Origin of the sequence: Acinetobacter lwoffii (genome assembly GCF_024129115.1) — a bacterium.
GTDB lineage: Bacteria > Pseudomonadota > Gammaproteobacteria > Pseudomonadales > Moraxellaceae > Acinetobacter > Acinetobacter lwoffii_T.
This window is the reverse complement of sequence record NZ_JAMXXO010000002.1, coordinates 25,305-48,191: the sequence shown is the minus strand read 5'-3', so window position 1 is coordinate 48,191 and position 22,887 is coordinate 25,305. Positions and strand designations below refer to the sequence as shown.

21 protein-coding genes, 1 pseudogene and 1 riboswitch are annotated in these 22,887 nt (G+C 43.3%); of the genes and pseudogenes, 13 read left to right on the top strand and 9 right to left on the bottom strand.

Annotated elements, in window-relative coordinates; genetic code table 11:
• Nucleotides 1-29: 29 nt before the first annotated feature.
• The 5 genes from NI470_RS02805 to NI470_RS02785 all read right to left on the bottom strand — a co-directional run bounded on the left by NI470_RS02805 (nt 30) and on the right by NI470_RS02785 (nt 6,593).
• Nucleotides 30-1,475: a protein adenylyltransferase SelO gene (locus tag NI470_RS02805; protein ID WP_253147675.1), complete on the bottom strand. Its 1,446-nt coding sequence runs from the start codon at nt 1,473-1,475 to the stop codon at nt 30-32.
• 132 nt (nt 1,476-1,607) lie between these two features.
• Nucleotides 1,608-2,774, bottom strand: coding sequence for an acyl-CoA desaturase (locus NI470_RS02800; protein ID WP_004647507.1), 1,167 nt, complete (start codon nt 2,772-2,774; stop codon nt 1,608-1,610).
• A gap of 440 nt (nt 2,775-3,214) precedes the next feature.
• Nucleotides 3,215-3,928: a glycerophosphodiester phosphodiesterase gene (locus NI470_RS02795; protein WP_253147674.1), complete on the bottom strand. Its 714-nt coding sequence runs from the start codon at nt 3,926-3,928 to the stop codon at nt 3,215-3,217.
• Between the two features lie 142 nt (nt 3,929-4,070).
• Nucleotides 4,071-4,655, bottom strand: coding sequence for a cob(I)yrinic acid a,c-diamide adenosyltransferase (locus NI470_RS02790; RefSeq protein WP_005107832.1), 585 nt, complete (start codon nt 4,653-4,655; stop codon nt 4,071-4,073).
• Nucleotides 4,656-4,757: 102 nt separating this feature from the next.
• Complete coding sequence (locus tag NI470_RS02785) at nt 4,758-6,593, bottom strand: TonB-dependent receptor plug domain-containing protein (RefSeq protein ID WP_253146987.1); 1,836 nt, start codon at nt 6,591-6,593, stop codon at nt 4,758-4,760.
• A gap of 37 nt (nt 6,594-6,630) precedes the next feature.
• Nucleotides 6,631-6,841: riboswitch (cobalamin riboswitch) on the bottom strand.
• 144 nt (nt 6,842-6,985) lie between these two features.
• On the opposite strand from NI470_RS02785, the gene NI470_RS02780 reads away from it, so the two are divergent.
• Together NI470_RS02780 and trpB are read left to right on the top strand one after the other, a co-directional pair.
• Nucleotides 6,986-7,630 carry a phosphoribosylanthranilate isomerase gene (locus NI470_RS02780; protein WP_219308489.1) on the top strand — a complete coding sequence of 215 codons (645 nt, stop codon included), beginning with the start codon at nt 6,986-6,988 and terminating at the stop codon, nt 7,628-7,630.
• Nucleotides 7,611-8,855: a tryptophan synthase subunit beta gene (gene trpB / locus NI470_RS02775; RefSeq protein WP_004732965.1), complete on the top strand. Its 1,245-nt coding sequence runs from the start codon at nt 7,611-7,613 to the stop codon at nt 8,853-8,855. Before NI470_RS02780 ends, trpB begins: the two co-directional genes overlap by 20 nt.
• A gap of 125 nt (nt 8,856-8,980) precedes the next feature.
• Here the strand turns inward: trpB and NI470_RS02770 are convergent, their stop codons facing one another.
• The gene (locus tag NI470_RS02770; RefSeq protein ID WP_253147673.1) at nt 8,981-10,621 is read right to left on the bottom strand and encodes an acyl-CoA synthetase; all 1,641 of its coding nucleotides are present in this window, start codon (nt 10,619-10,621) and stop codon (nt 8,981-8,983) included.
• Between the two features lie 233 nt (nt 10,622-10,854).
• Here NI470_RS02770 and NI470_RS02765 point away from each other — a divergent pair.
• The 4 genes and pseudogenes from NI470_RS02765 to infC all read left to right on the top strand — a co-directional run bounded on the left by NI470_RS02765 (nt 10,855) and on the right by infC (nt 16,008).
• Nucleotides 10,855-12,140, top strand: a pseudogene (locus NI470_RS02765) (D-arabinono-1,4-lactone oxidase).
• A 9-nt stretch (nt 12,141-12,149) separates the two neighbouring features.
• Nucleotides 12,150-13,304, top strand: a complete 1,155-nt coding sequence (locus tag NI470_RS02760) for an alanine racemase (protein WP_253147672.1) — start codon at nt 12,150-12,152, stop codon at nt 13,302-13,304.
• 224 nt (nt 13,305-13,528) lie between these two features.
• Complete coding sequence (gene thrS / locus NI470_RS02755; RefSeq protein ID WP_004278291.1) at nt 13,529-15,451, top strand: threonine--tRNA ligase; 1,923 nt, start codon at nt 13,529-13,531, stop codon at nt 15,449-15,451.
• Between the two features lie 5 nt (nt 15,452-15,456).
• Entirely contained in the window at nt 15,457-16,008 is a 552-nt protein-coding gene (infC, locus tag NI470_RS02750) for a translation initiation factor IF-3 (RefSeq protein ID WP_071850398.1), read from the top strand.
• Between the two features lie 43 nt (nt 16,009-16,051).
• On the opposite strand, the gene NI470_RS02745 is transcribed toward infC, so the two are convergent.
• Both NI470_RS02745 and NI470_RS02740 read right to left on the bottom strand, forming a co-directional pair.
• Nucleotides 16,052-16,603 (bottom strand): hypothetical protein, encoded by a 552-nt coding sequence (locus NI470_RS02745; RefSeq protein WP_253147671.1) that lies wholly within the window; start codon nt 16,601-16,603, stop codon nt 16,052-16,054.
• 104 nt (nt 16,604-16,707) lie between these two features.
• Nucleotides 16,708-17,163: an Hsp20 family protein gene (locus tag NI470_RS02740; RefSeq protein ID WP_224217215.1), complete on the bottom strand. Its 456-nt coding sequence runs from the start codon at nt 17,161-17,163 to the stop codon at nt 16,708-16,710.
• Nucleotides 17,164-17,446: 283 nt separating this feature from the next.
• On the opposite strand from NI470_RS02740, the gene NI470_RS02735 reads away from it, so the two are divergent.
• The 6 genes from NI470_RS02735 (at nt 17,447) to NI470_RS02710 (ending at nt 20,167) form a co-directional block, all read left to right on the top strand.
• Nucleotides 17,447-18,067 (top strand): glutathione S-transferase family protein, encoded by a 621-nt coding sequence (locus tag NI470_RS02735; RefSeq protein ID WP_180087063.1) that lies wholly within the window; start codon nt 17,447-17,449, stop codon nt 18,065-18,067.
• Between the two features lie 75 nt (nt 18,068-18,142).
• Entirely contained in the window at nt 18,143-18,433 is a 291-nt protein-coding gene (locus tag NI470_RS02730; RefSeq protein ID WP_253147670.1) for a hypothetical protein, read from the top strand.
• Between the two features lie 7 nt (nt 18,434-18,440).
• On the top strand, nt 18,441-18,863 hold the full coding sequence (locus NI470_RS02725) for a YqaA family protein (protein ID WP_253147669.1): 423 nt from the start codon (nt 18,441-18,443) through the stop codon (nt 18,861-18,863).
• Nucleotides 18,864-19,049: 186 nt separating this feature from the next.
• On the top strand, nt 19,050-19,244 hold the full coding sequence (rpmI, locus tag NI470_RS02720) for a 50S ribosomal protein L35 (RefSeq protein WP_004278281.1): 195 nt from the start codon (nt 19,050-19,052) through the stop codon (nt 19,242-19,244).
• 11 nt (nt 19,245-19,255) lie between these two features.
• The gene (gene rplT, locus NI470_RS02715; RefSeq protein ID WP_004647525.1) at nt 19,256-19,615 is read left to right on the top strand and encodes a 50S ribosomal protein L20; all 360 of its coding nucleotides are present in this window, start codon (nt 19,256-19,258) and stop codon (nt 19,613-19,615) included.
• 156 nt (nt 19,616-19,771) lie between these two features.
• On the top strand, nt 19,772-20,167 hold the full coding sequence (locus NI470_RS02710; protein ID WP_253147668.1) for a GNAT family N-acetyltransferase: 396 nt from the start codon (nt 19,772-19,774) through the stop codon (nt 20,165-20,167).
• Nucleotides 20,168-20,666: 499 nt separating this feature from the next.
• Here NI470_RS02710 and NI470_RS02705 read toward each other — a convergent pair whose 3' ends face one another.
• Nucleotides 20,667-21,692 carry a hypothetical protein gene (locus NI470_RS02705; protein WP_155861725.1) on the bottom strand — a complete coding sequence of 342 codons (1,026 nt, stop codon included), beginning with the start codon at nt 21,690-21,692 and terminating at the stop codon, nt 20,667-20,669.
• Nucleotides 21,693-21,851: 159 nt separating this feature from the next.
• On the opposite strand from NI470_RS02705, the gene pheS reads away from it, so the two are divergent.
• Complete coding sequence (gene pheS / locus NI470_RS02700) at nt 21,852-22,832, top strand: phenylalanine--tRNA ligase subunit alpha (RefSeq protein WP_004278272.1); 981 nt, start codon at nt 21,852-21,854, stop codon at nt 22,830-22,832.
• Nucleotides 22,833-22,887 lie beyond the last annotated feature (55 nt).

Genomic DNA, 22,887 nt, shown 5'->3' with positions numbered 1-22,887 from the left:
TAAAAACGGAGCGATATGCTTCGTTTTTATTAAGAAGAACAACTCACCATGACTTCAGGCACGTCACTCGGCAATGGCGCTAAATCTTCAGGCTGTTCCAGATCTGACTGTTTCAGATAAGGTTGACTGAGTAATTTAAACAGGCGGTCGACTTCAGAAAAATCATCCCGCTCTGCCAGTTCAATGGCTTTCTGTGCCATGTGATTACGCAGAATATAATGTGGATTGATCAAGTGCATGGCGGCGTGTAACTCTTCAATATCCTGTTGTTCTCGAATGCTTTCATATTGCGTCAAAAATGCTTCAAACTGACGACGGTCTAAGCAATCATCTTTAATGGCTTCATAGTCTTTATTTTGCAGACGGATAAAACTCTGGGTGTAGTCCAGTTGCTCACTTTGCAAAATTCGCAGAAATGCCATCGCACAATCAAAACTGTCTTTATGGAAACTTGGCAAGCCCATTTTCTGATTTAAACCATATTTATAATGCTCTAAGAATGTTGGCTCATAGTGCTCCAGACATGCTGCCAAATCCTGTTTCCATTGTTCTTTGTCATAATCTGTAGGGCAGAGCGGCACCAGATTATTTAACCATTGCCACAAATTCCAATGTCCGATACTTGGCTGCTGCTGATAGGTATAACGCCCTTGATAATCCGAGTGGTTATTGATCCAGTTCGGACGGAAGCGCTCCATAAAGCCATAAGGACCAAAGTCCAAAGTTGAACCGGTAATATTCAGGTTGTCAGTATTCATCACGCCATGTGCAAAACCAACCAGTTGCCATTTGGCAATCATCACCGCAGTGCGCTGAATAACTTTTGTGGCAAAGCTCAGAATCGGCTGTTCGGCTTGCAGGCATTCTGGATAATGCCATTCGATACATTTCTGGGTAAATTCAGCTAGTAGATCTGGCTGATACTGATTGATCCATTCAAAATGGCCGAAACGGATATGACAGTCTGAAGTACGCAACATCATCGCGCCCGGCTCTAGCTTCTCACGCTGAATACCTTGCATCGATGAGGTAAAGCCCACTGCATTACTGGATGCTACACCCAAAGCATTTAAGGCATGACCCGCCAGATACTCACGGATGACTGAACGCAGTACTGCACGACCATCGCCCATGCGTGAATAAGGCGTAGACCCAGCACCTTTTAAATGCAGGTCAATGGTCTGGTGATTCTGATCCAGAATTTGAGCAATCAATAACCCGCGACCATCTCCCAATTGTCCTGCCCATTGTCCAAACTGATGACCTGCATAGACCATAGCCAAAGGTTCAAACTCAGCAAAGACTTTCTGACCACTACAAATCTCGACCCATTGCGCCTTGTCTTCGTCCGACCATTGCAGTTGTTCTGCCAAAGCGGCATTGAAGTGCCCGGCTTTTACACCTTTTAACGGCAGCGGAACTTGATGGTGATAGAGGCGGGCGGGCAGTGTTTGATAGCGAGAGTTAAAATACATGGCATCAGTACAGGATTGGAATAAATTTACTATAACAAAGATAGCTGTATAAAACTGTTGTATAAGCGAGAGTTCACGTTATCTTTCGGACATAAAAAAAGCCCCAATCGGGGCTTTAGTGTTCAACAGCTTTTATTGAGAAACTGCAGATTTTTTCAAATTACGAACCAGTAGATTCAAGGTTTGACGATGATGAGAAAGACGCTGTTCAACCAGCTGGAATTCAACTTTTAGCTTGTCATCCATCTGATGGATTTTTTCAGCCATCGATGCTTTCTTGACCTGAATTTCCTGTTCTTTCAGCTTCGCCCAGTCATTTAAGGTTTGGGTAAATGCATCATATTCCTGTGCGATCTTGGTTTTTACCGCCGAGATATCTTCAGAAACATCATGGCCATATACCGCAAGATCCTGTTCAGCATATTTAAACTTCATTGCCAATTCCGCTTTTTTGATATTGAAGCTAGGAATACGGCGCAAGTTTTTAGCTAAACCAAGTTTAGAACAAGTCCAGATCAACCATTTAGTTGGATCGTACTGCCACCATTTCACGCCGTTACGGTAATCGTATTGGAAAATGTGGTGATAGTTATGATAACCCTCACCCCAAGTTGCAACCGCGAGTACGAAGTTGTCACGTGCAGTATTTTCGTCGGTATAAGGACGATTTCCCCACATGTGGCACAGTGAGTTAATGAAGAAGGTTACATGATGGCTCAGGATTAAACGCATTAATCCACCCAATAGCAACACGCCCCATACATCGCCGACTGCCCAGCCAATTGGCAATAAAATCGCAGCATGAACAGCAATCACTAAAGGAACGTAGTATTTGTCCTGAAACATCACCACTTTGTCTTTTAATAGATCTGGCGCATTTTTATAGTTGGCAGCACCAGATGGATAATCACGTAACATCCAGCCAATATGTGCATACCAGAAGCCTTTATTGATCGAGTACGGGTCTTGATCAACATCATCGACATGACGGTGATGGGTACGGTGACCAGATGCCCAGAATAAAATACTATTCTGTACAGCAAATGTACCCATAATCATCAAGATGATTTTTAATGGTAAAGTGGCTTCATAAGCACGATGTGCCCACAGGCGATGGTATCCTGCTGTAATGCCGAGGCTGCTTACGCCCAGTAAAACAAACATACTGATCCAAGCGGCAGCGCTAAAATCATGGTGATACGCATACAACGGAATCGCGATCAGGGCTACGATTGGTAAAAATACCAATGCAAACACAGCAATCCAGTTGATGGGGGCTTTGGGTAAGGGAGCATTCATCTCCAACAGCACTCCTAGAACCTCGGAAGGTATAACAAAAAGCAGAAACTACTGTTGGTTTTAACAGCAGCCTATCTTGTCCATATTAGCATGCGCCCTAAGGCATCACTAGCATTATTGTACGGTTGTATTGTACTTGTCGGTAACAGAATAAGTAGGGCAGAAGTGACCATTTTGCGAGCGTAGACAGGCTCTGATTTCCGACTAAGTAACTGAGGATTATCACTCTTTCAGAAAATGGAAACGGAATGAATCAGATGAAAATCGTTGTTCATAATTTCTACAATATTATCAGGAAATTTGCAGAATATAGAGGTTGGGCAACTTAATTTCACTTTTAAATAAAATCTGATTAAGGAAGGTTCACACTTTCATTATTGCGTCATCGAAATGAACTGGGTCAAGAAATACCTAGATCAATCAAGGCTAAGAGAGATTATTTAGAGTTGTTGTAGCATCAGTTTTGGATAATCGGTAATCAGCCCCTGAATGCCCCAGTCTCGCAGCTGTTTCGCACGGGTGATATCATTGACTGTCCAGACACTGATATTCAACTCGGCAGCCTGCGTGGCTTGAATCAGGTCTTTACTGGCCAGTTCGTCCATCCAGCCAATATGACAGCATCCAAGTTCCAGCGCCTGATCAATGGCCTGATGTTTGACATCGGTTTCAATCAATAAACCGCGTTTTAAACGTGAGTTTTGCTGTTTGAAGGCATCCAGAATTTTGGCATCAAAGCTGGTAATAATGGCTGCCTGCTCATAGCCTTGTAACTGCTGTTCGACTTCAAACGCGATTTTTTCAGCTGCTGCTTCAGATGCTACGCTTTTAATTTCGACTTCAATATGCTCGAAATTTCGAATGACATTTAAGGTTTGATCGAGCAGTGGGGTCGCTTCGATTTTATTCCATTCTGACCAGGCCACTGCGTGATTATATTGGGTAAGATCTTGACGGTTACACTCGTATAGATGCTTCTGCAAACCGGTGGTACGCACAAAGTCGTCATCATGCATGATGATTAAGGCATTGTCTTTGAGCTGACGGACATCAAACTCAACGGCGCGAATGCCGATCTCCTGAATATATTGAAAACCGCCCAAGGTATTTTCAGGGGCTTCACCACGTGCACCACGATGACCAATTATGCGCATAAGATGCTCATGAGTGGGAAAGTTAAGTTCATTTTGCGAGGGCTACGTGACAGAAGGATGACACTTTCTATTTTCGTCAGATGCTCTGTAAAATCAAGAGACATCTGACGTGTATTTTTAGATGCTAACTTGAAACATAATTTTACTTTTCGATGCTGTCATTGATATTTTTTTGCCACAGCACTTCGGAACCGCTTTCAGCGCGTTGCAGGGTGCGTGATGCTACAAATAACCAGTCCGATAAACGGTTAAGTAGTTGCAGTGACGCTGCCTGAATGTTTTGGTCACGGTGATGTACCGACATCACGCTGCGTTCTGCACGACGGCAAACAGCGCGGGCCTGATGGGCAAAGCTGCACACCAACGTTCCAGCAGGCAGAATAAAATCTTTTAACATCGGCAAAGCTTCATTCATGCGGTCGATATCATTTTCCAGAAACTCAATCGATACCGGTTGCACCAGATTAAAACCCGGAATACACACTTCACCGCCCAGATCAAATAACCAGTGCTGGATCAGGCTTAAAGATTTATCCCAAGCGGCTTGATCTTCAATGTTGCTTGCTGAAATTTGTGCGCGTAATACGCCAATCACGGCATTCAGTTCATCGACATCGCCGAGTGCTGTGATACGCAAATCATCTTTGGCAACACGTGAGCCATCACCGAGTCCTGTGGTACCTGAATCGCCTGTGCGGGTGTAGATTTTGCTTAAACGGTGGCCCATATGTGTTCCTTGAATTTTTAATGAAGATAATAAAAAAGGATAATGTCGGTCATAACATTATCCATAAACTGCGCTGTTTTAAAGTTTTTTGCTGTTTAGAGCTTAGTATTTAAAGGTGATACCTGCAGAAGCGAGACGGCCACCGTTCACATAGTACTGGTCGCCAGCGCTATGCACAGTTTTGTATTTCACATCACCGACATTTTCAATGTTAGTAAACAGTTTAACTGTTGGATTAATATTCCAATATGCATTTAAGTCAACACGTGCATAACCTGGAATATCACGACTAAAGTCCTTCGCTTTCGATTTTGCTACCAGTGCAGCACTTAAACCGTAATCGGCATTTTGTAGACCTGTCGATACAGTGAATGACTGACGAGGGCGACGTAATAGCTCTGAATTCTGTTTCGTATCTTCAGTTTTGACATAAGTGTAACCGGCATTAATAAAGAACTGATCTTTTGCCCATTGTGCCGTCAATTCGCCGCCAGTCATCTTGGCTTCATCAATGTTTTGGTTTTGGTAAACAGTAGTTGGAAGCCACTCTTCTCCACAATCAATAATACATTCCGAATTAATTAAATTATCGACTTCCGTATAGAAAGCGGAAGCACCTACTAAAATATTTAATGGAAGTTTTTGATCTATCCCCATTTCATACGAAATGCTTTCTTCAGGCTTCAGTTGATCATTGCCGCCAAAAGCATACATATCATTTAAAGTCGGTGCCTTAAATGCTGAACCAATATTGGTATAAATGCTGGTATTAGGGAGCAATTGATAACGGATACCACCTTGTGCAACGGTATGTGAGCCAAATTTTTCGTTATCTTCGACACGCACACCCATCTGAGTGCTTAAGCTATTTGTCTGATACTGATGCTGAATATAGTAGCCTGTTGAATTAATATCTTCATCAATAGCCTGGGTTTTTGCATCGGTATTACGCTGGGTAATGCCCAGTAAAACATTTTGTGCTGCTGTGAAATTCCATTTGCCATAGATTTCTGCTTCTTGCGTGGTGCTATGTACAAAGCTGCTTGATGTGACCTGATCTAAGTCATCTTTAAACTGAGATAGACGTGCATTAATTTCAGTGGCTTGTGTTGGGTTAATACGACCTTTTAAGTTTACAATTTTATTTTCAAAATCTTGGCTGGAAAATGCACCCCAATTACTGTATTGGACATTTCCTGAATTTTGACTGTAATCGAGTGATGTTGCATAACGCTCTTTTTCAATACCGAATTTTGCACTATAGCCTTTTTGATCATAACTGTAGTCACGGTTGTCATTGATATTGAATACAGGTGTGCCGTCAGTTTCTAAAACTTGACCGCGAATCTGCGCATACACCCCATTTTCTGCCAAGTCAGCCCCAATAATTGATTTGTAGGTTTGATTCTCACCAATTTCACCTGTTACAAAGGCACTCGTTTTTTCAGGCGTTTTTGTTACAAACTGCACTACACCACCAATTGCGTCTGTACCATAAAGCACAGACGCAGGGCCTTTTAATACTTCAATTTGTTTAAGATCAGTGGTGTCTAAAAAAGGAATAGACGCTGCACCTGTGGTGGCTGTATTTAAACGAACACCATCACGTAGTACTAAAACTTGATTGGAATTGGTACCGCGTAAAAAAATAGAAGTTTGCTGGCCATAACCACCCGATTGCACGACATTAATACTTGGGTCTGTTTTGAGTAAATCTGGTAGTGCTTTAAGAGGTGATTGCTCAAGAATTACAGGTTCAATAATCGAAATACGCGCTGGTACATTTTCAATGTTTTCTGCAGAGCGAGTTGCCGTGACCACAATGGTATCTAAAGATGCTTTCGCAACTTTTTGCTCGTTAGCAAAAACAGATGAAGTGGTACCCAACGCAAGTGCGATCGCACCTACCAAGGCAGTAGGTTGAAATTGAATAGACATGAATTGCTCCCTACATTCACTTCCCCGTGAATGATTGAGTTATAGAACACAACAAGCAGGTTTCCGGACTTAAATGTGCAAAGCAGCGACTTTGCTGTATATCCACCTTCCCACATCAAGATGCAGTGGTGTAAACCGAAGAGTTTAAATTGATAGACGTTTCATTTTTTACCGTTGCGGGGGCAGTTCTGGATTTACACCAGCTTCCCTAAAGCCTGAAGGCTTGGACTTGCTGCAAAGTGAGCGCAGTATAAAGTCAGTATGAGTTATATACAATCTGCATAGAGAATAATCCAGATGAACTTTACGCAAGTCAGAAAAATTGCATTACAATGATTTGCCCCAATCTTATAGATTGTTCAATACATTGGTAGATCTAGAGCCAACATAATATGCGAACCCGTGCCAAAATTTGTGGAATCACCCGAGTTGAAGATGTACATGCCGTAGTCAATGCTGGCTGTGATGCGATAGGGTTTGTGTTTTATCCACCGAGTCCACGACATGTTACTTTAGAGCAGGCTGAAATCCTGATCCGGGCGGTTCCGGCTTATGTGCAGGCCGTAGGTTTATTTGTAAATAGTCGCGCAGATGAAATTCAGCATATTCTTAAAACCGTTCCGCTCGATATTTTGCAATTTCATGGCGATGAAACACCTGAACAATGTCAGGCCATCGCCCAGCAGGTCGGACGCCGCTGGTATAAAGCCATTCAGGTGCAACCTGATCTGGATGTGGTTGCAGAAATTCAAGGTTATCAAGATGCAGGCGCAAGCGCAGTGCTATTAGATGCATGGCATCCTGATCTGAAAGGTGGCACAGGGCACAGCTTCGATTGGGACACATTTCCCAAACTCAATATTCCCTTGATCTTGGCAGGCGGTTTAAATCCTGACAATATCGAACAGGCAATTCTCACCACACAGGCTTATGCCGTGGATGTGAGTGGCGGTGTCGAGTCCGCAAAAGGTATTAAAGACCAACAACTCATAGAACGCTTTATGCAAGGAGTCCATCGTGGATCAGCAAAGTACTAGCCAGAACAGTCAGGCAGTTGACTATACCCAATTCCCGGATGAACGCGGGCATTTCGGTATTCATGGCGGACGTTTTGTGTCAGAAACACTCATGGCGGCTTTAGAAGACTTGGAAAAGCTCTATTTCCGTATGAAAGATGATGCGCAGTTTTTGGCAGAATTTGACCGTGACATGGCGTTTTACGTCGGTCGTCCGAGTCCTTTATATCATGCTGAACGATGGTCGAAAGAGTTGGGTGGCGCACAGATTTACCTGAAACGTGAAGACCTGAACCATACCGGTTCGCACAAAGTAAATAACACAATCGGTCAGGCCTTACTGGCGAAGCTTTCCGGCAAGAAACGTATTATTGCCGAAACAGGTGCAGGCCAGCATGGTGTAGCAACGGCAACAATTGCAGCACGTTTAGGTCTTGAATGTGTAGTATTCATGGGCGCAGACGATGTAAAACGTCAGGCGATGAACGTCTACCGTATGCGTTTATTAGGCGCGACGGTTGTGCCGGTAGAAAGTGGCTCTAAAACCTTAAAAGATGCCATGAATGAAGCCATGCGTGACTGGGTGACCAATGTTGATTCAACTTATTACGTGATTGGTACTGTGGCAGGTCCACACCCATATCCGCAACTGGTTCGTGATTTCCAGTCGATCATTGGTCGTGAAGCACGCCGTCAGATTCTGGAACAGGCTGGCCGTTTACCAGATGCCCTGGTAGCATGTGTCGGTGGTGGATCTAATGCAATGGGCTTGTTCTATCCATTCCTGAATGACCAAGATGTGAAAATGTACGGCGTTGAAGCAGCAGGTCATGGGATTGAATCAGGTAAACATTCTGCGCCATTGAATGCCGGTCATGTCGGTGTTCTGCATGGTAACCGTACTTATCTGATGTCGGATGCGCAAGGCCAGATCATCGAAACACATTCAATTTCTGCAGGTCTGGATTATCCAGGTGTGGGTCCGGAACATAGTTTTCTGAAAGATATGGATCGCGTGAAATACGTGCCGATCAATGATCAGGAAGCTTTACAGGGTTTCCGCGACTTGACCAAGATTGAAGGCATTATTCCGGCTTTAGAAAGCGCACATGCTATGGCTTATGTCACTAAACTTGCACCGACCATGGACAAGGATCAGATTATTATTGCGACGGTTTCAGGTCGTGGTGATAAAGACTTGATGACTGTGGCACGCATTGATGGGGTAGAAATGGTTGAGATGTAAGTTCCTTAAAGTCCTCTCCTTGCAGGAGAGGGTTTGGGAGAGGTTATTTCAATAAAAAATCGTGTTAAGTTTTCTTAGCACGATTTTTTATTGAGTAGATTTTGAAAGAACACGTTTGTATGGAATTAAGAGAATTCACCTTGCGCGCGCTCTTTGGCCCATTCACGTAAAACAAATTTCTGCAATTTTCCGGTCGAAGTTTTTGGAATTTCGGTAATCACCACATCCTTAGGCACTTTAAAACGGGCCAGATGCTCACGGCAGAATTCCATAATTTCTTCTTCTGTGGCTTTTTTTCCTTCTTTGAGTTCGATAAAGGCACAAGGAACTTCCTGCCAGCGTGGATCAGGCTTGGCGACTACCGCCGCAGTCAGCACCGCCGGATGCTGATACAGCACTTCCTCCACTTCAAGTGAAGAAATATTTTCTCCGCCGGAAATAATCACGTCTTTAGAGCGGTCGGTAATTTTGGCATAGCCATCCGGTTGGCAAACTGCCAGATCTCCTGTATGGAACCAGCCACCGGCAAAGGCTTCAGCGGTCGCCTCAGGATTTTTCAGATAACCTTTCATCACGATATTGCCACGGAACATGATTTCACCCATGGTCTGACCATCATGTGGCACTTCCTGCATGGTATCCGGATCAAGCACTTTCATGCCATCTTGCAATGGATAAGGTACGCCTTGGCGGGAGTGCAACTGTGCTTGTTCCTGAATAGATAAATCACTCCAGCCGGCTTGGGATGCGCACAGTGCAGAAGGACCGTAGGTTTCTGTCAGGCCGTAGACATGGGTTACGTTAATGCCAATATTGCGCATGCCTTCAATGATTGCTGCTGGAGGTGCGGCACCCGCCACCATCACTTCGACACGGTGATCAATTTTGGTCTTTTTCTCTTCAGGTGTGTTAATCAGCATCGACAGGACAATCGGTGCCCCACAGAAGTAATCGACTTTATGTTCGGCAATCAGTTTAAAGATCAGTTCAGCATCGACTTTACGCAAGCAAACGTTGGTTCCGCCGTTGGCTGCCATGGTCCAGGCAAAGCACCAACCATTACAGTGGAATAGCGGCAGTGTCCATAAATAGGTGGCACGTGGTGTCATGCCACAGGCAATAATATTACTGGCTGCGTTAATGTAGGCACCGCGATGATGATAGACCACGCCTTTCGGGTTGCCTGTGGTTCCAGAGGTATAGCTTAAGCTGATGGCATCCCATTCATCTTGTGGTAGATGCCATTCAAAGTTTGCATCGCCTTGCGCAATCCATTCTTCATATTCAATTTGACCAATACGTTGATCTTCACCTTCAAACTCTACATCGGCCACATCAATGACATAAATGTCTTGTGAAACTAGAGCGAGTGCTTCAGTCGCAAGTGCGGTAAATTCAGGATCGACCAATAACACTTTACTTTCAGCATGTTCTAGCATGAAAGCAAGGGTCTTGGCATCCAGACGGGTATTTAAGGTATTCAGAACTGCGCCTGCCATCGGCACAGCAAAATGCGCTTCGATCATGGCAGGGACGTTAGGCAGTAAGACAGACACGGTATCATTTTTATCGATGCCTAATTTTTGGAGTTGGTTGGCAAACTGACGACAACGGTTGTATTTCTCACGCCAGGTAATACGACGCTTACCATGAATAATCGCGTTCTGGTTTGGATAGATATAAGCTGCACGATCAAGATAGCGTAAAGGTGATAAGGCTACAAAATTCGCGGGGGTACGCGGTAATTCATCATATGCGCTAACCATTGTAAAACTCCGTTCTATATTTATTTTCATATCCTTTTGAAAAGATATGTATTTCTCAGAAATCTTGCATTTATGCTTTAGTCGAGTACGATTTTACAAATTCTAAGTAATTGAATATTAATAAAAATATTTAACCCTACTTAAATGTTCTGAACGCCTGGGTTCCCAAGTTTGATTTTTTAGGTATTTTACTCTAGTTGAATCATTAAAATAATATAAGCCAGAGAATAATAATGAAAATACAACAGGCGAATGACGTCTGGCGAAACTGGTCGGGGAGCCAGTCCAGTGCTGCTCGGATTTGTCAGCCTAGCCAAATCAGTGAATTACAAAAAATAGTGAAATCCTGTGAGCATATCCGTGTTGTGGGTGCAGGACATTCGTTTAGTGCTTTGGCCAAGACTGATGACCTTTTGCTTAATCTCGATCAGTTCAAAGGTATCGTGGCCTTTGATCAAGAGAAAACCCAATGCACTGTGCAGGCCGGTACGCGTTTATATGATTTAGGGAAAGATCTGGCACCGATCAATCAGGCCTTAATCAATCAGGGTGATATAGACCAGCAAAGTCTGGCCGGAGCGATTTCTACCGGAACGCATGGCACGGGCATCGATTTACCTTGCATCTCTGCTTTCGTGGAAGGCTTTGAATTACTGACCGCGGATGGAGAGCTGTTGCAATGTCATCGTGAGCAGAATGCTGAGATATTTCAGGCTGGACGGGTGGCATTGGCAGCTTGGGTGTATTGACCCAAATCACCCTGCAAAATCGGCCACGATATAAACTAAAAGAACAGATTCGGCTGTGTTCATTAAAAGACATATTTACCCATATTGATCAATGGAAACATCAGCACCGGCATATTGAATTTTGGGCTTTTTTACATGCCGATCAAGTGATGCTGAAAACTCTGGATGACACGGAGGAGGACATTCAGCCGAGACAGGAGAGCTGGCCTCCGGAAGATATTTTATTGACTCTATGTTCGGAATTGACGCGACTCTTCCCAAAGACAAATCCCTATCTGCAAAAACTGCTCGGCGTATTTGTCAAACCGACTTGCTATGTAGATTGGTCATCCCGGATTTTTCCGACCCCGCGCCAGACCAAATTTAATGAAATGGAATATCAGATTCCGGTTGATTCAGGCTTGCAGTGTCTGGACGAGATTCTGCATATTTTACGTAAACACCAAGTGCCGATGTTTTTCCCGATCGAGTTCCGTTATGTCAAAGGCGATGAGATCTGGCTAAGTCCTTTTTATCAGCGTGATTCGGTCTCCATTTCGATTCATCAATTTTATAAACAGGATTACCACGCGATCTTTGATCTGGTCGAGCCGATTTTTCAGAAGTATCAGGGACGGCCACATTGGGGAAAGTTGCACAGCATGACAGCCGCTTCGCTGCGTGATCTCTACCCAAAATGGGAGGATTTTATGAGATTGCGCCAGCAACTGGATCCGCAGCAAAAATGGCTAAATCCGTACTTAAAGCAGCTTTTTTTGCCTGAAAATTAGGAAATGGCGATGCAATCAAATTATTTTCAGCAATTAACCCAGGATTTAAAACAGCAGGGAACAGGCACGCCGCAACTGATTTTAGATGTAAAAACTTATCAATATAATTTGGACTATGTACAGTCAAAATTACCTACGCAGTTAAAACCACGCTTGGTGGTGAAATCCTTGGCCAATATGCAGTTGCTTAAACTGGCTAGTGAAAAACTGAATACTCAGCATTTTATGCTGTTTCATCTTCCGCATCTCGCAGAGATTATCCAAGCCTTTGAACAAGCCGATATTTTGCTGGGTAAGTCTATGCCGATCCGGGCAGTAGAACTGTTTTATCAAAGCAATGGTCAACACGATATTTATATTCAATGGCTGATTGATGATCTGGGGCGATTACAACAATATCTGCAGCTCGCTCAACAACTCGACATCAGTTTGAATGTAAATATTGAAATTGATGTCGGTTTGCATCGTGGTGGAGTACAAAATTCGCAGCAATTTGTGGCATTGCTTAAGCTGATTCAACAACATTCAAAGCATTTAAAACTATCAGGTTTGATGGGCTATGACGCGCATGTCGCAAAGTTACCAAAAATCATAACAAGTCCTGAAAAAAGTTATCAACAATCGCAACACACTTATCAACACTACAAAGCCATTCTTCAGCAGCAATTCCCGGATTTATGGCATGAGGGGCTGTGCTTTAACGGAGGTGGAAGTCCGACCTTTATGCAGCATTGCCAGCAGAGCGAATGCAATGATCTGGCTTTTGGTTCCATGTTGGTCAAGCCGAGTGATTTTGATTTGGATCATTTATCGGAACTCAAATGTGCACTCTGGATTGCCACTCCAGTATTGAAAGTTTTGCCTTGTGGCCAGATTCCCGGTCTGGAGCTGATGAATCATCTTCCACATCAATATAAAGCCGTATTTATTTATGGGGGCTATTGGCGAGCGGATTATATCTACCCTGAAAAAAGCCGACCGCATGTGTTGTATGGCCGCAGTAGTAATCAGGAGATGCTACAGGTGCCTATACAGTGCGATATTCATGTCGATGATTATGTGTTTATAAGACCGACACAAAGTGAAGCTATCATCCCGCAATTCGCTCAGCTTTATGCTTATACAGAAGGAAAGTTTCTCCAGTGGCAGACTTTCCGGGAATAACGAGATTTTGAACTAAAAAATGAGCCTAAGCCTTTAAAGATCAGGCACAGATTTGACGGTAAATCTTATTTTTATTGGGAAAAGGTTTAATCATGCGGCCAAGCCGTGTAAAATTCGAATCGATTTTATTTATCCACCGTTTTTATCTTTTGAGGCTGTGCCTCGATCATAATCTCGCGGTGATATGCTCCATGGTACGGGGCATCACTCCTTAAGGATTTCTTATGCCAATTATCACTTTGCCAAATGGCGATCAAAAACAGTTTGATCACGCCGTATCTGTGATGGACGTTGCACTTAGCATTGGTCCTGGTCTTGCAAAAAATACAGTTGCTGGTCGTGTCAACGATCGTTTGGTTGATGCGTCTGATCTCATCACTGAAGATGCAACACTACAAATCATCACGCCTAAAGACGAAGCCGGTGTCGAGATCATTCGCCATTCTTGCGCGCATTTGGTCGGTCATGCGGTTAAGCAACTGTTCCCAGAAGCAAAGATGGTGATTGGTCCGGTCATTGAGGAAGGTTTCTACTATGACATCTGGATGCCACGTCCGTTTACCTTAGACGACATGGCAGCGATTGAAGAGCGTATGAAAAAGCTCATCGACCAAGACTATGATGTTGTGAAGAAGATGACACCACGTGATGAAGTGATTGCTGAATTCACTGCGCGTGGCGAAGAATACAAATTGCGCTTGATCGCAGACATGCCTGAAGAAACGCAAATGGGCTTGTACTACCATCAGGATTATTTGGATATGTGCCGTGGTCCGCACGTACCAAACACCAAATTCCTAAAATCGTTCAAGCTGACTAAAATCTCTGGTGCTTACTGGCGCGGTGATGCGAAAAACGAACAGCTACAACGTATTTACGGTACAGCGTGGGCAGACAAGAAGCAGCTTGCAGCCTATGTAAAACGGATTGAAGAAGCAGAAAAACGCGACCACCGTAAAATCGGTAAAGCGCTTGATCTGTTCCATATGCAAGAAGAAGCACCAGGTATGGTGTTCTGGCATCCGAACGGCTGGACCATTTACCAAGTGCTTGAACAATACATGCGTAAAGTTCAGCAAGACAATGGCTACGAAGAAATTCGTACACCACAGGTTGTAGATTTCACATTGTGGGAAAAATCAGGACATGCTGCCAACTATGCAGATAACATGTTCACGACGCATTCTGAAAACCGTAATTATGCGGTGAAGCCAATGAACTGTCCTTGTCACGTACAGGTGTTCAATCAGGGCTTGAAGTCGTACCGTGATCTTCCTGTACGTCTGGCAGAGTTCGGTTCATGTCACCGTAACGAACCATCAGGTTCTTTACACGGCATTATGCGTGTACGCGGCTTTACCCAAGATGATGCACATATCTTCTGTACCAAGGAACAGATTGGTCCTGAAGTTGCAGACTTTATCAAATTGACACTGGACGTATACAAAGATTTTGGCTTCGAAGAAGTACAAATGAAGTTATCTACACGTCCTGAAAAACGTGTTGGTGATGACAAGCTTTGGGATATGGCAGAAAAATCTTTGGCAGATGCTTTAGATGCTGCCGGTCTTGAGTGGGAACTGCAACCGGGCGAAGGTGCATTCTACGGTCCGAAGATTGAATTCTCGTTGAAAGATTGCTTAGGTCGTGTCTGGCAGTGTGGTACCATTCAGTGTGACTTTAACTTGCCAGAACGTCTAGATGCATCTTATGTCACTGAAGATAATGACCGCGATCAGCCAGTAATGTTACATCGTGCAATTCTTGGCAGTTTCGAGCGTTTTATTGGTATACTGATCGAACACTACGCAGGCTTCATGCCACCTTGGTTGGCACCAATGCAAGCGTGTGTAATGAACATTACCGATTCTCAAGCTGAGGCATGTGAGTCAGTCGTCGCAAAACTTAAAGAAAACGGTATCCGTGCAATTTCTGACTTGAGAAATGAGAAAATCGGCTTTAAGATTCGTGAACGTACATTAGAGCGTATTCCTTACTTACTGGTACTTGGGGACCGTGAAGTAGAGGAAGGTACCGTAAACGTGCGTACCCGCTCAGGAACAAATTTGGGTACTATGTCAATCGATGCTTTCGTTGACCTAGTAAAAGCAGCCGTAGCCGAACGCGGCCGGTACATTGTGGAGTAACAGCGATTAAACAGCCTGACCGTAATCAACAGGGCGGTAACAAATCAAACCGTCCTGCCTTGAATGATGAAATTCGTGCGAAAGAAGTCCGTCTTGTAGACGAAAATGGTGAGCAAAAAGGGATTGTAAGCTTAGCTGACGCCCTACGCGCAGCAGAAAGTGTTGAACTTGATCTTGTTGAGATCGTAGCAAACGCTGAACCACCAGTATGTAAGATCATGGACTTCAACAAGCATTTGTTTGATCTTAAGCAAAAGCAGAAAGAAGCGAAGAAAAAACAACATCAAGTCCAGGTGAAAGAAATCAAGCTACGCCCGGGTACTGATGTTGGTGATTACAACGTAAAACTACGTGCAATCATCAAGTTCCTTGAAGAAGGTAACAAGGTGAAAATCACGCTTCGTTTCCGTGGTCGTGAAATGGCGCACCAACAGTTGGGTCTAGCTCAATTACAAAAAATTGAAGCTGACGTGGCTGAATTCGGTACTGTTGAGCAGATGCCGAAAATGGAAGGCCGTCAAATGGGTATGCTACTTGGTCCTAAAAAGAAAAAGTAAGCACTCATTAAGCGAAAAAAGCCCTGCATATGCAGGGCTTTTTTTATGCTTTAAAATTCCAGGCACTTTGTATGGCCTGCATAATCTGTTGAGCTTGCTGGCGGGAAAACATCGATAGCTGAATCCGGAAAAACCCGAGGCAAATTTGATTCATCAGACCAGGCTGGCACAATTTAAAATCCAAAGTGCCATCGCGTTGACTGATCACATGCGCTGGCATGTTATAGAGCCAGCGTTTGAGATGTGCTTTAAGAGAAGCATAGCGCGGATTTAGAAAACTATACTGTACCGAATGTCGTTTTAAGCACAGGTTGATGCGAAAACCGGCCAAAGTATAATAAATGGCGTGTGAGGTTATTTTCAGTTTGGTTCCCAGCATAAGCAGCGAAAGACCAAGAAAGCCGCCAATATAAACATAAAAGCCAGGAGACTCTTGCCATAAAAATAACAGACCTTGAAGAAAGCTGGAATTGCTACGCGCACTGCTGAAATAAAAAATGCTGAATATTCCGACCGGATAACAAAAAAGTAAATATCCCATAGCGCGCATGATCGGGCTGGCTTGATGAAACAGGATATTTTCTGGCGCATTCATGGTTTATTTTTATGATCAGAAAGCGTATTGCCTCCATGAGCTTAGGGAATCTGTAGTCAAAAAGAAAGGCCCTTGCGGACCTTCCTTTGCGTACTGAATCAAGCTTATTCCACTGATTTTTCATCATTTGCAATAAGCAGTTTATTGCCAATCGGGATTTGACGCGGCAATTTTTCTTCTGGAATAATGCGCTGCAAGTCAATGATCAATAAACCATTTTCATAGTCTGCCTGTTGTACCTCAATATATTCATCCAGACGTAAAGACAATTTAAATGCACGTCGCGCAATGCCTTTGTGCAGGAATTCGATAGTGTCATTGCTCTGGTTTTCAGGCTTGCCCAAGATGGTTAGCAACTTATTTTCCAGACGAATGTCGAGTTCTTCCTGACGAAAACCCGCAGTTGCCACCACGATGCGGTAATTATTCTCACCATGCTTTTCGATATTATACGGTGGATAATTTGGCGCATCGCTTTGCATGGCGTAATCAATAAAGTCATTCAAGCGATCAAAACCAATACTACGACGAAATAATGGATGAAGATTTAAGTTACTCATGATTAGAACCTTCTCACTTAAGCAAAGTTATAAAAACAAGAAAATAAGATCTGTCATGTCAGACATCAACAGCGCATAAGATTGACGCAATCCTTATGCAGAAATAAATATGTGTTTGAGGCTGAAATTTTCAAGATCAAAAATAAAAAATTATATAAATTTTTAATAAGATTTTGATATTTATTGAAAAATAATTTTCAAATGCAGACTTGTTGTTTCTTTCTAAATCCTCTATGTTGAGTACATCGTCGCACAGTAAAAGTGCAGGGAGTATTAAAAGAAAATGATCGATTTATATTATTGGGGCACCCCCAACGGCCATAAAATTAGTATTGCTCTAGAAGAAATGGGGCTGGAATATCAAATTATTCCCATCAATATTCTGGAAAATGACCAGTTCCAGTCCGATTTTCTGGCTATTTCTCCCAATAATAAAATCCCGGCAATTGTTGATCAGGATGGGCCACATGGCCGCGCCATTTCAATTTTTGAGTCAGGTGCGATTTTGCAATATCTGGGTCGCAAAACAGGTCTGTTTTATCCAACCGATGAAGTGAAGCGTATTCAGGTTGAACAGTGGCTGATGTGGCAAATGGGCGGTTTGGGGCCGATGCTCGGGCAAAATCATCACTTTAGCCGTTTTGCACCTGAGCGGATTGCTTATGCCACAGAGCGCTATGTCAATGAAAGCAAGCGTTTATATGGGGTGTTGAATAAACAGCTGGTCGGACAGGATTATGTTGCCGGCGAATATTCGATTGCCGATATGGCGATATTTCCGTGGTTATTGCGACACGACTGGCAGCAGATCAATCTGGAAGATTATCCTGAAGTTTCCAAATATATCGATCGCTTGAATGCCCGTCCTGCGGTTCAGAAAGCGCTGGCGATACAGGTCAGTTAAGCGTCTGCCTTTTATGCTAAAATAGCCTTAAGCAAATAAAGCCACCCTTACGGTGGTTTTTTATTGGATGGATATATGAACGATTTTCTTCTGAACTTTACCAGGATTGTTGAAAGTAATACCCGAATTTACTGGAGCATTCTTTTCGGCATTGCTGCATGTTTAGTGCTGTATATTGCTGAAATTGTGCATATCGATCAGGTGATTGCTGCCTTGAATACCAAAGATCAGCAGATTTTACGTGCTGCAATTGCACCGCTTAATGAGCAGTATAAGTGGGCACGGATCATGGCGATGGTGACAGCAGTTGTTTGGTCCAGTTGGGAATACAGTAAAGCCAAGAAAAAAATGGGCTTAAGCCGTTAATGCTGTAATGAGCCTGTTTTTACTGTTTCTGTCGGCCTTTGGTGCAGCGACCTTATTGCCTTTACAGTCTGAAGCTGTGTTACTGGGGCTTTTAGTACAGAACAAGCAGCATGTAGTGCTGTTAATTGCCGTGGCCAGTCTGGGCAATATTCTGGGGTCCTGTGTCAACTGGTATCTAGGACTCAAGATTGAACATTATAAGAATAAAAAGTGGTTTCCGGTTTCAGAAGACAAGATGCTCAAGGCGCAAATGACCTATCAGAAATATGGCTATTGGTCTTTATTGCTGAGCTGGGTGCCTATCATTGGTGATCCGATTACTCTGATTGCAGGACTATTAAAAGAAAACTTCGCCCGTTTTCTGCTGATGGTCAGCGTGGCTAAAATTGGACGTTATCTATTTGTCTATGCGGCTTTTGCCATGTTCTAAGCCTGAAGCTATTTTCCTGATCCAGTCTTGCATACTATTTTCAGAGCGAAATCATTCTTTAAATTCGCTTATTGGGTGAAGATGCTTTTGTTTTAAACAAAGATGCTTTAGAATACTCGCTCCCTTACCTGCAGGTCGTTTTGTAATGGTGCAAACGAGCCGAACAGGTGTTCAAAAGAGGTTGTTATGCCTAAGATGAAAACTCGCCGTGGTGCAGCTAAACGCTTTAAAGCGACTGCTAACGGTTTTAAGCGTAAACAAGCGTTCAAACGCCACATTTTGACCAAAAAATCTGCTAAGCGTATTCGTCAATTGCGCGGCTGTGTAATGGTTCACGTAAGTGACGTTGCTTCAGTTCGTCGTATGTGCCCGTACATCTAAGGAGATTATAAATGGCTCGTGTAAAACGTGGTGTACAGGCTCATCGCCGTCACAAAAAAATTCTTGCTCGCGCTAAAGGTTACTATGGTGCTCGTTCACGCGTTTACCGCGTAGCGTTCCAGGCGGTAATCAAAGCTGGTCAATATGCTTACCGTGACCGTCGTCAGAAGAAACGTCAATTCCGCGCTTTGTGGATTGCACGTATCAACGCTGGTGCTCGTCAAAATGGTTTGTCGTACAGCCGTATGATCGCTGGCTTGAAAAAAGCTCAAGTGATTATCGACCGTCGCGTACTTGCTGACATCGCTATGCATGACGCAGTTGCGTTTGCTGCTTTAGCTTCTAAAGCTAAAGATGCATTGGCTGCATAAGTCTTTATGACTTGAAAAAAGACCGCCATTTGGTGGTCTTTTTTTATGCTTAAATAAAAGTAGTCATTTAAAATATTATTTAAAAATCAGTATTGTAAATCTTACATTTTTTAGTCATTGTGAAATTGAATAATTAAAAAACAAGGCTTAAAAATAATGATTCGACTTGCCACTCAACAGGATGTCCTGCCGATTGCCCAAGTGCATGTACAAAGCTGGCATGAAAGCTATCAAAATATCATTAAACCAGAGATTCTCGATAAGTTGAGTGTAGAACAAAGAGCCGCTTTGTGGCGTTCTGTGCTTGAACAGAAGAATCGACGGGTATTTGTCTATGAAGAAAATGCTCAAGTTTTGGGTTTTGCTGCTTTTAATTTTCCGGTAGATGCACCAATCAGTGAATTGAGAGCACTTTATTTGCTTCAAAAGATTCAAGGTCGCGGCATTGGATGTGATTTGGTTCAATTGGGGTCTGGGTTTAAGTCGAGAAAAATCCTACCAGCATATGCAATGCAGCGTATTGAACCTGAATTCCAGTCGTTATTTTTATGAAAAGACCGGCGCCTATTTTGTCAGTGAAGGAGATGCCAGCGATCTGGGCGAGAATCTTAAAGACTTATGTTATCAATGGAATCGCTAACTTTTAATCCACCCGGATCATGGAAAATAATTTAGTGCTCGAGCTAACATCAGTGACAAAAATATAGGGTAGGGCGAAATCCAGTTATGTGATTGATGGTAATTATACGTGTAGCATTCCGGTCAAATGGGCAGAGATTGATACCGTGATCTGGCTAGATTTATCCTTTTATCTCAATATATCCATCGGTCAATTAAGAGAGCATTTCCGGGCGATCAGCAAATGACAGCTTCGGCTCATTCAAATAATGCTGAAATTTTAAGACAGATACTCAGTCGTGATTCCATCATCTGATGGATGAGGAAAACCTATCACAAAATCGTCAGCATTATTTCAAGTTGATGCCTGCTCATGAATATCAAAATATCCATTGAATTCTGCCCGTGATGTTCAAGCTTTTCTGGCAAAATGTTAAAGGCCGAAATAGTAGCCAATCAGACAGATAATCACAGTGATCACAATTAAGGTCAGCACATTTGCAGACGAACTGGATTTTCCTGGGTCCTGAGGTTTTTCTGCTTTAGAAATTTTTGGTGAACGATCTTCAGTACTCATACCGATAAATGGATCAGGTGCAACTTTAGGGGTAAGCTGCGCGGTCTTATAGTGATTGGCGACTTTGCTGATGAATTTAGCACTTAAATCATCAATTTTTTGCGAAAAATGTCGCAGATTGAGTTGCTGCTCCGGGCTGAGTACTTCGCCATCTGCACGATAGGGATGTTGGATTTTAGTTTGAATAAAGTCATTTAAGGCATCTAGGCGGTACAAAGTCTGGTGAGCATAATCCGCTGAATAGTCAGTGGGAATTAAGGCCAAATGACTTTCGCTATCGACCTGAATGGCAGGCATGGTGCCGTAATAAGGCAAATTGGTATACGCCGGTTCAGTAAAATCTTGGGCAAGGCTACTTTCAAACAGTTCATGATCGGTATAGGCCTGAATATCATCCCAGTTTGGGGCTTCCAGATCGACATCAATGCGCTTGGCCAGTTTAGGATTCAGCTCATAACACCAGAATGTTTCATGGCGTAAAGGAGACTGCTGTGATTTAGGCGCTTCGTAATCATTGTCTGCGCTGTACCATTCAGGGAGTTCTTTGCCAATGATCCAGGCGGTTTTGGCTTTGGCACCATGACTGACAATAAAATGTGCCAGTGGCAGTAGCTCGACATTGGCATTCGGATTTTTTTCATCAACCAGTAAATCAGAGCGATGCAAGCTGAGGCGACGCACGTCTTGTTTTTTCAGACCTTCCAGCCAGATCTGAAAATGCTGAGCCAACAGATGTTGTGACATCAGATCCCGAAAGGCGAACTGGTGCTGATTAAAAATGGAATGTTGAATCCAACGATTGAAACTCAGGTCCTGAGCCAGATACTCATTGCCGTAAGTGACCAGGGTCAGCTGCTGTTTCCAAATTTGATCGAGTGCCATAGTGATTTGATCTGATTGATATTGTGTTTATCTTATACTTTTTATATTTAATCATGCCAATCTAATTTTCCTTAAAACGCATCTTCATCAAAGTGTCTAAAAACTGTTAGAATGTGGGGTTTTTAAAATATTTTTTAACCTGTTGCTTTGAGAGTTACTATGTCACTGGAAGCCCTGACCACTGAAGCGCTCGCTGCGATTGCAGCAGCTCAAGACCTTGCTGCACTTGATCAAGTACGAGTGCAATTTACGGGGAAAAAAAGCCAGCTCGCGGAACAATCTAAGTCGCTTGGTAAAATGGATCCTGAAGAACGTAAAGTCTTCGGCGCACAAATCCATGCTGTACGTGAAACTATTACCGCTGCATTGACCTCACGTCAGGCAGAATTGCATAAAGCTGCCTTAGAACAAAAACTGGCAAGCGAAACCATTGATATTACTTTACCAGGTCGTGGCCAACAGGTGGGCAGTATCCATCCAGTGACCCAGGTGCAAGAGCGTATTTGCCAGTTCTTTACCAAGGCAGGTTTTACGGTTGCAACAGGTCCTGAAGTTGAAGATGACTATCACAACTTTGAAGCACTGAATATTCCGGGTCATCACCCGGCGCGTGCCATGCACGATACTTTCTATTTTGATGTGAACCATTTGCTGCGTACGCATACGTCTGGTGTGCAGATTCGTACCATGGAAACTCAGCAGCCACCAATCCAGATCGTATGTCCGGGCCGTGTTTACCGTTGTGATTCGGATCAAACCCACTCACCGATGTTCCATCAGATCGAAGGTTTATACGTGGCTGAAAATACCAGCTTTGCGGAACTGAAAGGTTTGCTGATTAACCTGCTGAACGAATTCTTTGAAAAAGATTTGAAAGTACGTTTCCGTCCATCTTATTTTCCGTTCACCGAGCCGAGTGCGGAAGTGGATATTATGGATGAACGCGGTCGCTGGTTAGAAGTATTAGGCTGCGGTATGGTGCATCCGAATGTGCTGCAAGCTGCAGGCATTGATCCTGAAAAATACAAAGGCTTTGCTTTTGGTCTGGGTGTTGAACGTTTTGCAATGCTGCGTTATGGCGTAAATGACTTACGTATGTTCTTCCAAAACGATGTGCGTTTCTTACGCCAGTTTGCTTAAAACTTTTTAATAATCCTCTCCTAACCTCTTCTTTTAAAAAGGAGAGGAACTCCGC

What these genes read in the sequence shown, in the direction of transcription:
- NI470_RS02805 (WP_253147675.1), bottom strand. Translation starts at nt 1,475, where the DNA reads ATGTATTTTAACTCTCGCTATCAAACACTGCCCGCCCGCCTCTATCAC.
- NI470_RS02800 (WP_004647507.1), bottom strand. Translation starts at nt 2,774, where the DNA reads ATGAATGCTCCCTTACCCAAAGCCCCCATCAACTGGATTGCTGTGTTT.
- NI470_RS02795 (WP_253147674.1), bottom strand. Translation starts at nt 3,928, where the DNA reads ATGCGCATAATTGGTCATCGTGGTGCACGTGGTGAAGCCCCTGAAAAT.
- NI470_RS02790 (WP_005107832.1), bottom strand. Translation starts at nt 4,655, where the DNA reads ATGGGCCACCGTTTAAGCAAAATCTACACCCGCACAGGCGATTCAGGT.
- NI470_RS02785 (WP_253146987.1), bottom strand. Translation starts at nt 6,593, where the DNA reads ATGTCTATTCAATTTCAACCTACTGCCTTGGTAGGTGCGATCGCACTT.
- NI470_RS02780 (WP_219308489.1), top strand. Translation starts at nt 6,986, where the DNA reads ATGCGAACCCGTGCCAAAATTTGTGGAATCACCCGAGTTGAAGATGTA.
- NI470_RS02770 (WP_253147673.1), bottom strand. Translation starts at nt 10,621, where the DNA reads ATGGTTAGCGCATATGATGAATTACCGCGTACCCCCGCGAATTTTGTA.
- NI470_RS02760 (WP_253147672.1), top strand. Translation starts at nt 12,150, where the DNA reads ATGCAATCAAATTATTTTCAGCAATTAACCCAGGATTTAAAACAGCAG.
- thrS (WP_004278291.1), top strand. Translation starts at nt 13,529, where the DNA reads ATGCCAATTATCACTTTGCCAAATGGCGATCAAAAACAGTTTGATCAC.
- NI470_RS02745 (WP_253147671.1), bottom strand. Translation starts at nt 16,603, where the DNA reads ATGAATGCGCCAGAAAATATCCTGTTTCATCAAGCCAGCCCGATCATG.
- NI470_RS02740 (WP_224217215.1), bottom strand. Translation starts at nt 17,163, where the DNA reads ATGAGTAACTTAAATCTTCATCCATTATTTCGTCGTAGTATTGGTTTT.
- NI470_RS02735 (WP_180087063.1), top strand. Translation starts at nt 17,447, where the DNA reads ATGATCGATTTATATTATTGGGGCACCCCCAACGGCCATAAAATTAGT.
- NI470_RS02730 (WP_253147670.1), top strand. Translation starts at nt 18,143, where the DNA reads ATGAACGATTTTCTTCTGAACTTTACCAGGATTGTTGAAAGTAATACC.
- NI470_RS02725 (WP_253147669.1), top strand. Translation starts at nt 18,441, where the DNA reads ATGAGCCTGTTTTTACTGTTTCTGTCGGCCTTTGGTGCAGCGACCTTA.
- rpmI (WP_004278281.1), top strand. Translation starts at nt 19,050, where the DNA reads ATGCCTAAGATGAAAACTCGCCGTGGTGCAGCTAAACGCTTTAAAGCG.
- rplT (WP_004647525.1), top strand. Translation starts at nt 19,256, where the DNA reads ATGGCTCGTGTAAAACGTGGTGTACAGGCTCATCGCCGTCACAAAAAA.
- NI470_RS02710 (WP_253147668.1), top strand. Translation starts at nt 19,772, where the DNA reads ATGATTCGACTTGCCACTCAACAGGATGTCCTGCCGATTGCCCAAGTG.
- NI470_RS02705 (WP_155861725.1), bottom strand. Translation starts at nt 21,692, where the DNA reads ATGGCACTCGATCAAATTTGGAAACAGCAGCTGACCCTGGTCACTTAC.
- pheS (WP_004278272.1), top strand. Translation starts at nt 21,852, where the DNA reads ATGTCACTGGAAGCCCTGACCACTGAAGCGCTCGCTGCGATTGCAGCA.